General features: G+C 72.1%; 7 protein-coding genes. 3 read left to right on the forward strand and 4 right to left on the reverse strand.

Going from position 1 to position 10494, the window contains the following annotated elements; genetic code table 11:
- The first annotated feature begins 406 nt into the window (after positions 1-406).
- Complete coding sequence (locus tag G6R24_RS13840; protein ID WP_163549665.1) at positions 407-2596, forward strand: tetratricopeptide repeat protein; 2190 nt, start codon at positions 407-409, stop codon at positions 2594-2596.
- A gap of 125 nt (positions 2597-2721) precedes the next feature.
- On the forward strand, positions 2722-4143 hold the full coding sequence (gene gad, locus G6R24_RS13845) for a glutamate decarboxylase (RefSeq protein WP_163549666.1): 1422 nt from the start codon (positions 2722-2724) through the stop codon (positions 4141-4143).
- Between the two features lie 81 nt (positions 4144-4224).
- Here the strand turns inward: gad and G6R24_RS13850 are convergent, their stop codons facing one another.
- The gene (locus G6R24_RS13850; protein WP_163549667.1) at positions 4225-6258 is read right to left on the reverse strand and encodes an AMP-binding protein; all 2034 of its coding nucleotides are present in this window, start codon (positions 6256-6258) and stop codon (positions 4225-4227) included.
- 236 nt (positions 6259-6494) lie between these two features.
- Here G6R24_RS13850 and G6R24_RS13855 point away from each other — a divergent pair, with 236 nt between their 5' ends.
- Positions 6495-7292 (forward strand): VOC family protein, encoded by a 798-nt coding sequence (locus G6R24_RS13855; protein WP_163549668.1) that lies wholly within the window; start codon positions 6495-6497, stop codon positions 7290-7292.
- 24 nt (positions 7293-7316) lie between these two features.
- Here G6R24_RS13855 and G6R24_RS24540 read toward each other — a convergent pair whose 3' ends face one another.
- From G6R24_RS24540 to G6R24_RS13865, 3 genes are read right to left on the reverse strand one after another with little or no spacing between them, the layout of a single operon-like run.
- Positions 7317-7835, reverse strand: a complete 519-nt coding sequence (locus tag G6R24_RS24540) for a beta-eliminating lyase-related protein (protein WP_254592546.1) — start codon at positions 7833-7835, stop codon at positions 7317-7319.
- A complete protein-coding gene (locus G6R24_RS24545; RefSeq protein ID WP_254592545.1) occupies positions 7721-8395 on the reverse strand; it encodes a beta-eliminating lyase-related protein in 675 nt (224 codons plus the stop codon). Before G6R24_RS24545 ends, G6R24_RS24540 begins: the two co-directional genes overlap by 115 nt.
- Positions 8396-8406: 11 nt before the next feature.
- Complete coding sequence (locus G6R24_RS13865) at positions 8407-10200, reverse strand: ABC transporter ATP-binding protein (RefSeq protein ID WP_163549669.1); 1794 nt, start codon at positions 10198-10200, stop codon at positions 8407-8409.
- Between the last annotated feature and the right edge of the window lie 294 nt (positions 10201-10494).

The following is a 10494-nucleotide window of genomic DNA, read 5'->3' on the forward strand; positions in this document are numbered from 1 at the left end:
CCTGAATGCCCAGAGCCGGCGTGGTCCAGCAGCCGCTTCTCGGGTCGGGCCGGAGGCGGTCGATGTGAGATCACCCGAAAAATTGACCGGCCTGTGTCGGTTGATTTGAATTCAACTACCGCCTCATCGGGCGCTCTGTGCCTGCAGGTTGTGGCCGGAGTGCGCCGCGATAATTTTGCGTTGATCAGGATGGCGGGCGAAGGAGTTTCGCCTGGTCCCGCCGGTTGTCTCGACCGTGGGACCGTCGTCGGGCCAGGGCGGTGGGCGCATCCGATACTGTTCCGAGTGTGCCGGCGGGGAAACAGCTAGGGGAGTTTCTACTATCTTGACGACCGAGATGCGCATTGCCTGTCCCGGGTACTGCTCGTGACGGCGAAGTCCGCGTTGTCCGCATGGGGGGGAGTCCATGCCGTATGTGGGCCTGCGCTCGTTCACCGAGACCGAGGCCGCGTTCTTCTTCGGTCGGGACGCGGTCGTACACGGTCTGCTCGCCACCTGGCTGCAGCGCCGACTCGTGATCCTGCATGGCCCGGCCGGCGTCGGGAAGTCCTCCCTGTTGCGGGCCGGGCTGCTGCCGAACCTGGCAACGGTCGATGCCGACGTGGTACCGGTCGGGCGCTTCGACGCCCCAGGCGGTGTCCCGGCGGGCGGCCCAGCAGCCCCAGGGCCGGCCACTGGGCTGAATCCGTATCTGAACGCGCTGGTGCGCTGGTGGTCCGGCGGCCTTCCGACGCCCACGCTGAGGCGGGCGCCGAACCGGCAGCCGGCCGGGCCGATGGCAGCGGGCGGATCGTCCACGTTGGTGGAGGTGCTGCGCGCCGGGGCTGGTGGGGCTGGTGTGGTCGGGTGTGGATCCGGCATGGCGCGGCGGCCGATCCTGGCCGCGGTGGACGGGTTCGACGCGCTGCTCGGCCCGGGCACGCCGATGCTTGACCCGCTGCGCGAGCAGTGCATCCAGGCGCTGGCCGCAGCCGCGACGGCACTGCCCGAACTGCACCTTCTACTGGTCATTCGCAGCGATGCGCTCAGTGCACTCGCGCCCTACGAACGAGCCCTGGCCGCGGACTCCCGGTCCGAGCGGGTGCCGTTGGACCCGCTCGACCGGCAGGCGGCGGGCGCGGCACTGGTCGAGCCGTTGCGGTCGACGGGTCGCCGTCTCGGACCAGGTGTGGCCGAGGCCTGCCTCGACGATCTGGCCACCAGCCGGGTGGTGGACGCGGCCGGCGCGGAGACGGTGCTGACGGCCGAGGCGGTGCAGCCGGTCCATCTTCAGCTGCTGGCCTCGGCGATGTGGCGGTCCCCGCCGCCGCCGGACCGCGAACTGAGCCCCGGCCACGCCTTCGGCGATCCGGACGAACTCGGTGGCCCGTCGGCTCCTGCCGGCCTCTCGAATCTTGATGGACCGGCCAGGGTCGGCGGGGTGGACACCGTTCTCGGTGCCTATCTGACCACGGTGCTTCTCGCCGTCGCCCGCGAGCACGATCTGGACGAGGGGGCGCTGCGGACCTGGCTGACCCGGACCTTCATCACCGAACGTGGCCGACGGGCAAGCATCGACGAGGGCCTGGCGACCACCGCAGGCATGCCGAACCCGTTGCTCGACGCGCTGGTGGAACGGTATGTCCTGGCCTGCCAACAGCGGTCCGGAGCACGCCGTTTCGAACTGTTCGACGATCGGCTCATCCCGCCGCTGCAGGCTGCGTTCCCCGCCTGGGCCCACGCACAGGCCCAGGCGCCCGAGGCGACCGCCGAGGATTTTCTGGACGCCGCCCTGCTGCACTTCGAAGACGGAGATCTGGTGACGGCCAGTGACCTCGCTACCGAGGCACTGCGCCGCGGCGCGACCGATCCGACCGAAGCGTCGGGCGGCCAGAGCAGACAACTGCGGACCCAGGCCCGTGCCACGCAGCTGCAGGCCCAGCTGGACGAGGCACGAGGCCGCCTCCACCCCGCGCGGCAGGCCTACCGCGCGGCGGCCGAACTCTACGAGACGTTGCCCGACACCGAGTCCTCCGGCCGGGCGCTGGCCGCCGTCGGACGGCTGCTACTGCAGGCCGGCCACTATGGTCGGGCCATCGAGGAGCTGCAGGCGGCCTCTGTGCGTGTGCCGGGGGACGTCGAAGTTCAGGACGATCTTGCGCGGGCGTTGTGGTATGCCGGTCAGCCCTGGGCGGCGGCAGCGATCTATTCGACCGTCCTGGCGATTGCGCCCGGGACGGTGGCGGCGCTGGCTGGCCGAGGTCGCCTGCGGGCGGAGCTCGGCGACAACGCCGCGGCGCTCGATGACTTCGAACGCCTGGCACGGCTTGCTCCCGAGCTTGCCCGGGATGCGCGGCTGCGTGCGGCCCGGGCTCTGACATTGGCGCATCTGGGCCGGGTGGACGAGGCGGCTCGCGAGACGGCCGCGGCACTGGACGCCGAGCCGGACAGCGGGGAGGTGCTCTGGCGCGCGGGTGGCGTGGAACGGGCCCGGGGTCGGGACCCCGAGGCCGATGCGCTGCTGCGGCGCTCGCTGGACGCCCGGAAGCCCGCGTTGTTGTCACATCAGCGGGAGCGTGTCCAGCAGATGCTGCGCCGGCCGGGTGCCATGGCCTGAAGCGCCATGTATCCACCGTCCTTTCGCCGGACGCCCGCTGTACGACCAGCGCTCCGCGGTGCGATCCGACCCGACCAGCAAATCCGACCTGACCAGCAATGGCGAGTGCGAAGGGGCAACCGGACATGGCGCTGCATCGGCAGGCGGGCAGGGAACGGGCGAAGGAGTCGGTCGAGGTACGGGCGCGGCTGGCCCGGCCGGGGGACGACACGAGCGTGCCGCGGTTTCGGCTGCCGGCCCGGTCGATGGCGCCGGAGACCGCCTACCAGCTGGTGCACGACGAGCTGATGCTCGACGGCAACGCGCGTCTGAACATGGCCACGTTCGTCACCACCTGGATGGATCCGTTGGCCGACCGGCTGATGGCCGAGTGCGCCCCGAAGAACATGATCGACAAGGATGAGTACCCGCAGACCGCCGAGCTCGAGGGGCGCTGCGTGAACATCCTCGCCGATCTGTGGCATGCCCCGGACGCCGAGCACGCCGTCGGTTGTTCGACGACCGGGTCGTCCGAGGCGTGCATGCTCGCGGGCCTGGCGATGCTGCGCCGCTGGCGGGCGGCCCGCCAGACGGCCGGTGCCGCGACGGACCAGCCGAACATCGTGATGGGGGCGAACGTCCAGGTGTGCTGGGAGAAGTTCGCCCGGTACTGGGATGTGGAGCCGCGACTGGTGCCGGTGGGGCCCGGGCGCACCCATCTCACCGCGGACGAGGCGGTGCGCCACTGCGACGAGAACACGATCGGCGTGGTCGCGATCCTCGGGTCGACGTTCGACGGCAGCTACGAGCCGGTCGCCGAGATCGTCGCCGCCCTCGACCGGCTGGCGGCGACCGAGGGCGGCCCGGACATCCCCGTGCACGTGGACGCCGCCTCCGGTGGGTTCATCGCCCCGTTCTGCGACCCCGACCTGCGGTGGGACTTCCAGCTCGACCGGGTGGTGTCGATCAACACCTCGGGGCACAAGTACGGGCTGGTCTACCCGGGCGTCGGCTGGGTGCTGTGGCGGGACCGGGCGCATCTGCCGGACGAACTCGTCTTCGAGGTCGACTACCTCGGCGGGTCGATGCCGACGTTCGCGTTGAACTTCTCCCGTCCCGGCGCCCAGGTCGTCGCGCAGTACTACACACTGATCCAGCTCGGTTTCGCTGGGTATCAGCGGGTGGCCCAGGGCTGCCGGGACACCGCCCGCTGGCTCGCCGGGCAGATCGCCGAGATGGGTCCGTTCGAGCTGGTCTCCGATGGCAGTGGCATCCCGGCGTTCGCCTTTCGGCTGCGGGACGAGATCAGCGACTACACCGTCTTCGACATCTCCGAACTGCTGCGCACCCGCGGCTGGCTCGTGCCGGCCTACCACTTCCCGCCGGAGCTGACCGACCTCGCGGTGCTGCGGATCGTCGTGCGGCACGAGTTCAGCCGGGACCTCGCCGAACTGCTCATCACCGATCTTCGCCGAACCATCGACCGGTTCGAGTCCGCCCGCACCGGCGCGGGCGGGCATCGCCTCCCACCCGCCACACCCGCGGACGCCGCCTCCTTCCACCACTGACGTCGGGTCACCACCGACGTCAGGCGAGCACCGACGTCGGCTTCCCGGCCGCGGCGCGGCCAGCGTGGCGCGCCGCGGCGGTCAGTGCGCGCGCAGGACGGGGCGCAGGGCGTCCAGGACGGCGGGGTCCTCGATGGTGGGCGGGACGGCGGGGGAGCGGCCGTCGGCGATCTCGCGCATGGTGCGGCGCAGGATCTTGCCGGAGCGGGTCTTGGGCAGCGCGGTCACCACGTCGACGCGTCGGAAGACGGCGACCGGGCCGATCCGTTCGCGGACCCGGGCGACGAGATCGGCGGCGAGGACGGCCGGGTCGATCTCCACACCGGCCTTCACCACGACGAGCCCGCGGGGGACCTGGCCCTTCAGCGGGTCGGCGACACCGACGACGGCGCATTCGGCGATGGCGGGATGCTCGGCGAGCACGGCCTCCATGGAGCCGGTGGACAGCCGGTGGCCGGCCACGTTGATCACGTCGTCGGTGCGGCCGAGGACGAACAGGTAGCCGTCGTCGTCGAGGTAGCCGCCGTCGCCGGTGAGGTAGAAGCCGTCGAAGGCACGCAGGTAGGACGCGGCGTACCGCTCGTCATCACCCCACAGGGTGGGCAGGGTGCCGGGCGGCAGGGGAAGGCGCAGGCACAGGGCACCCTCCACACCGGCGGGGACGGGTCGTCCGGTGTCGTCGAGGACCCGCACGTCGTAGCCGGGCATCGGCAGCGAGGGTGAGCCGGCCTTGACGGGCAGCGGCTCGAGGCCGAGCGGGGACGAGGCGATGGGCCAGCCGGTTTCCGTCTGCCAGTAGTTGTCGATCACCGGGATGCCCAGGGTGGTGGACGCCCAGTCACAGGTGGCCGGGTCGAGGCGTTCGCCGGCCAGGAACAGGGCGCGCAGTCCGGACAGGTCATACCGGCTGGGCAGCACGCCGTCGGGGTCCTCACGGCGGATGGCCCGGATCGCGGTCGGCGCGGTGAACAGCACGTTCACTCCGTGTTCGGCGACGACCCGCCAGAACGCGCCGGCGTCCGGCGTCCCGACCGGTTTGCCCTCGTACAGCACCGTGGTCGCCCCGGCGAGCAGCGGCGCGTAGACGGTGTAGGAATGACCGACGGCCCAGCCGACGTCGGAGGCCGCCCACATGACGTCCCCGGCGCGGATGCCGTAGACGTTGCCCATCGACCAGGCCATCGCGACGGCGTGGCCACCGTTGTCCCGCACGATGCCCTTGGGCCGTCCGGTCGTGCCGGAGGTGTACAGGATGTACAGCGGGTCGGTGGCGGCGACCGGGACCGGTGGATGCGGGGTGGCGGCGGCGAGGGCGGTGTCCCAGTCATGGTCGCGGCCGGGGACGAGCGGCGCGGGCTGCTGCGGGCGCGCGACGATCAGGGTGTGCTCGGGTGGATGGGCGGCGAGCGCGATCGCCTCGTCGAGCATCGGCTTGTACGCCACGATCCGGTTCGGCTCGAGCCCACAGGAGGCGCTGACCACGACCTTCGCGCGGGCATCGTCGATGCGGGCGGCGAGTTCGGCGGGCGCGAAACCGCCGAAGACCACCGAGTGCACCGCGCCGAGCCGGGCGCAGGCCAGCATGCTGATCACCGCGGCTGGGATCATCGGCAGATAGATGATCACCCGGTCGCCCCGCCTGACACCGAGCGCCGCGAGCGCGCCGGCGGCCCGGGCCACCTCGTCGGTCAGTTCGGTGAAGGTGTAGCGGCGGATCGTGCCGGTGACCGGCGAGTCGTGGATCAGTGCGAGGTCGCCGCCGCGGCCGGCGTCGACGTGGCGGTCGAGCGCGTTCGCGCAGGTGTTGAGCTCGGCGTCGGGAAACCAGCGGTAGAACGGCGGACGGTCCGCGTCGAGGACGCGCCGCGGCGGCCTGGTCCAGGTGACCGCTCGCGCCGCGTCCGCCCAGAACTCCGCCGGATCGCTCGCCGCCCGCTCCCACGCCCGCCGGTAGGCACCGACACCGGCGTCGTCACCGGGGCTGTCATCGCCATCGGGGCTGTCGCCGGGGCCGTGGTCGTCCTGGCTGAGGCGTGCCTGGTCGGTGCCGCGCTGGCCGATCACGTGCTGGTCGGCGGTCTCGTGGGGGCTGGTGCGGTGCTGGCCGGTGACCATGGTCGCCATCCTCTCGCGTCCGGCGGTGGACGGGGTGTCTTTCGGACGCGGCGCGGCGGTGGGCGCCGGGGCGACGCGTGGTCCTGACGTGAGCCGCGGGATTCGGAAAGTGAGTCGGGAGGGAGCGATGAAATTTTGTCGGTGGTGGGGTCCAAGGTGGTGGCAGCCGCGATGGCGGCCCAGACCACCGCATGTGAGACCACCGCATGTGAGACCACGTTCGAGAAGGAGACACCATGCCCGCGAGCGAGAACATCCCGGCCGGCGCCCCCTGTTGGGTCGACCTTCTGACGTCGGACGCCGAGGGCGCCCAGGGGTTCTACCGTGACCTGTTCGGCTGGTCCGGGCAGGGGTCCGCGGAGCAGTTCGGCGGATACACCAACCTGGAGCTGGGCGGTGCGCTGGTCGGCGGGCTGATGCCGAAGGTCGCGGAGATGGGCCCGGCGCCCGATGGCTGGTCGATCTACCTGGCCACACCCGACGCGGAGAAGACCGTCGCCGCGGCGACCGAGCACGGCGGTGGGGTGATCGTGCCGGCGATGGCCATCAACGAACTCGGTGTGATGGCCGTGGTGACCGACCCGACCGGGGCGGCGATCGGCATGTGGCAGCCCGGCACCCACGCGGGCGTCGGTGTGCTCGCCGAGCCGGGCGCGCCCGGCTGGTTCGAGCTGTTCACCCGCGACTTCACCACCGCGGTCGACTTCTACCGTGAGGTGTTCGGCTGGGACGTCCACATCGTGAGCGACACACCCGAGTTCCGCTACGCCACCTACGGCAAGGACGAGTCCGCCCGCGCCGGCATCATGGACGCGTCGGCCTTCCTGCCGGAGGGGGTTCCGGCGCACTGGTCGGTGTACTTCGGGGCTGCCGACACCGACGCGACGTTGGCGCGTGCCGCCGAGCTCGGCGGCACGGTGCTCCAGCCCGGTGAGGACACCCCCTACGGCCGCCTCGGTATCGCCGCCGACCTCACCGGTGCCGTGTTCAAGCTGATCGGCCCGAACAAGGCCGAGGCCCCGGCGGCCGGCTGACCGCGGCCGGCTGGCACCTCGAACTCAGGGGCGGTCGGGCTCGGCGCGCAGCAGGGTGGCCAGGACCGCGCCGGCGCGCCGGGTGGCCGCGTCGTCGAGGTCGAGGTGAGTGACCAGGCGCAGGGTGGTCGGGCCGGTCGCGCCGATCAGCACGCCGGCCGCGGCGGCCTGTTCGATGCTCCGAGCGGCGTCGCTGACCTCGACCAGCACCATGTTCGTCTCGACCTGGTCGGGATCGACCTGGTCGGGGGCGACGTCGGCGAGCCGGGCGGCGAGCTCCGCCGCGCGCCGATGGTCCTCGGCCAGGCGGGTGACGTGATGGCGCAGGGCGTACAGGCCGGCCGCGGCCAGCACCCCGGCCTGGCGCATCCCACCACCGAGGCGGCGCCGCCACTCGCGGACGTCGCCCTCCAGACCCGCCGGGCAGATCACCACCGAGCCGACCGGCGCGCCGAGCCCCTTGGACAGGCACACCGACAGTGTCGTGAACGGTGCGGCGAGCCGGCGCGGTTCGACCGAGCTGGCGACCGCGGCGTTCCACAGCCGCGCACCGTCGCAGTGCAGGGCGATCCCGGCCCGGGGGAGGTGAGTTCGCCGAGCTGCTCTAGCCGGGCCGGCGGCACGACCCGGCCACCGCGACGGGCCTGGGTGTTCTCCACCGCGAGGACCGCCGTGCGCACCATCCCGTAGCTGGCCGTCGGCACGCGGATCGCACGGGCGACCTCGGCGAGGTCGGCGGTGTCGGCGAGGCCGGGCAGGGTGCGGGTCTGCACACCGCCGAGCGCGGCGAGCCCGCCCAGTTCGTAGGTGACGATGTGTGCCTCGGTGTCGGCGATGACCTCGGTGCCCACCGCGGCGCTTGCCCGCAGCGCGACGAAGTTGCCCATGGTGCCGCTGGGGACGAACACGGCCGCCTCGTGACCGAGCAGGTCCGCCGTGTACTCCTCCAGGGCCCGCACCGACGGATCCTCGCCGTAGTGGTCGTCACCGACCGGCGCGTCGGCCATGGCCTGGCGCATCGCCGCTGTGGGTCGGGTCACGGTGTCGCTGCGCAGATCGACCGGGCCACCCCGGTGATCGCCGCGCGGGGCATCGGTGGTCATCGTGAGTGAGGCTATCTGGTGTCGGGGCGGGAACCGGCCGAGCTCAGCCGCTGCCACGCACCGCCGCCGGACGGACCGGGCCATGCCCGTCCGGTCGGCTGGGACTGGGTGACGTGTCCACCGTCGAGGACGAGCAGGCTGTCGGCGTCGGCGGCCAGCCGCAGGTCGTGGGTGACGACGAGGACGGTGCGCAGGGCGGCGAGCCCGCGGAGGGTGTGGACCAGGCGTTCGGCGGTGCGGTCGTCCAGGCCGGCGGTGGGTTCGTCCAGGACGAGGACGGGGGAGTCGCGCAGCAGGGCGCGGGCGATCGCGACGCGGCGACGTTGGCCTCCGGAAAGCAGCCGTCCGCCCTGGCCGAGGTGGCTGTCGTAGCCGTTCGGCAGAGCACGGGCGAAGGTGTCGACGCCGGCGGCCCGCGCGGTCGCGAGGACCTGGGGCTCGGTGGCGTCCGGGATGCCCCAGGTCAGGTTCGCCCAGAGGGTGCCGTCAAGCAGTGGGCTGTCCTGGGCGACGACGGTGACCGCCCGGCGCAGTGAGGCGAGGGTGAGGGAACGAAGATCGTAGCCGTCGAGCAGGATGTGACCGGAGTTCGGATCGCGCAGGCGGACCAGCAGCGTTGTGATCGTCGACTTGCCCGCGCCACTACCGCCGGTGAGCACCGTGAGCTGGCCGGGGCGCAACACGAACGACACCTGGTCAAGCACCGGGGTGGATGCCGCGGGGAACCGGACGCTGACCCGGTCGAAGCGGACCTGCCCGTGGACGCGGTGCGGCTCACCCGCGTCGGGGGCGTCACGCACCTCCACCGGATGGTCGAGCAACTCGAGTATCCGGTCGCCGGACGCGGCGGCGGCGCCGATCGACACGACCAGGGTGCCCAGTTCCTGAACCGGGCCGTACAGATAGCCGAGGAAGCCGGCGAACGACAGCAGACCGCCGAGGGTGAGCCGTCCGGTGGAGATCTCCCAGCTACCCACACCGAGAACGGCCAGGACGAACACCGTCTCCAGCAGCGTGGCCAGGACCGCGTTCGCCGTGGCGACCCGGTAAGCGACCAGCCGCGCGTCGAACCAGGCCACGCCGTGGCGGCGTAGCCGGCGGTGTTCGTGGGCGGCCATCCGGTGCGTCTGCACCAGGGCGGCCGCGCTGATGTTCTCCTCGACGACGGCGGCGAGCTGCCCCTCGGCGACCCGCTGCCGCTCGGCGGCGATCTGCACCCGGGCGGTGAGCCGGCGGGTCAGCAGCCAGTACAGCGGCGCGGCGGCGCAGGCCAGCAACGCCAGATCCCAGCGCAGCAGAAATGCGGCCGCAGTGAAACAGATCACCCCGGTGACGGCGGTCGCGATTTCCACCAGACCACTTCCGGCGAGTTCGTCGACGGCATCCAGATCCGAATCGAACCGGGTCAGCAGATCACCGGCGGGTATCGCGGCGAAGAATGCGGGTGAAAGGACGTGCAGCCGCGCCAGCATCGCCTCACGCAGGTCCGCCAACAGCCGCCCGGACGCCCGTGCCTGCAGCAGATGACCGGCGTAACTGGCCGCCGCACCGGCGACGGCGACGACCAGCCAGGCCGTCGCCGGCCCGAGGAAGCGGTGGGTCGCCCCGTGCACCAGGGCCTCGTCGGTGAGCCGCCCGAACAGCCACACGGTCGTGGTCTGCGCGGCGGTGCTGACGAGCAGCAGCAGCGCGGCGGCGACGAACAGGCCCTGATGTGGCCGGGCGAACGGCCGCAGCCGCCGCAGTACCCGGGCGATCCGCCCCGAGCGGTGCGTTCCGGTACTCCCCGCGCGTCGTCCACCCATGTCGCCGGCCTCCTACCGGTGCCCTGCTGCCCTGCTGCCCTGCGCTCAGCGCACTCGCCGCGGCCGGCCGGCCGGTGGGGCCGGTCCGGAGCTGGCCGCACCGCGGGCAGGCTCCGGACCGGCGCCGGAAATCTTTTCCGGTCCCTAACGGGGGAGTTTCCCGGGGAAGTGCTTCGGCAGTGGCTTACGGGCCTTCTTCGGCGGCTTCGGCGGCGGCGGAAGAATCTTCTTAAGCGGCATTGTCGACGTCCTTTCTCACAAGCCGGCCGTATTGCCGGCGTGACGCCACGTTAG

Source organism: Candidatus Frankia nodulisporulans (assembly GCF_902806475.1).
Taxonomy (GTDB): Bacteria; Actinomycetota; Actinomycetes; order Frankiales; family Frankiaceae; genus Frankia; species Frankia umida.

Coding starts and splice junctions, on each gene's coding strand:
- G6R24_RS24545 (WP_254592545.1), bottom strand. CDS start 8,395: ATGACCACCGATGCCCCGCGCGGCGATCACCGGGGTGGCCCGGTCGAT.
- G6R24_RS13865 (WP_163549669.1), bottom strand. CDS start 10,200: ATGGGTGGACGACGCGCGGGGAGTACCGGAACGCACCGCTCGGGGCGG.
- G6R24_RS13855 (WP_163549668.1), top strand. CDS start 6,495: ATGCCCGCGAGCGAGAACATCCCGGCCGGCGCCCCCTGTTGGGTCGAC.
- G6R24_RS13850 (WP_163549667.1), bottom strand. CDS start 6,258: ATGGTCACCGGCCAGCACCGCACCAGCCCCCACGAGACCGCCGACCAG.
- G6R24_RS13840 (WP_163549665.1), top strand. CDS start 407: ATGCCGTATGTGGGCCTGCGCTCGTTCACCGAGACCGAGGCCGCGTTC.
- gad (WP_163549666.1), top strand. CDS start 2,722: ATGGCGCTGCATCGGCAGGCGGGCAGGGAACGGGCGAAGGAGTCGGTC.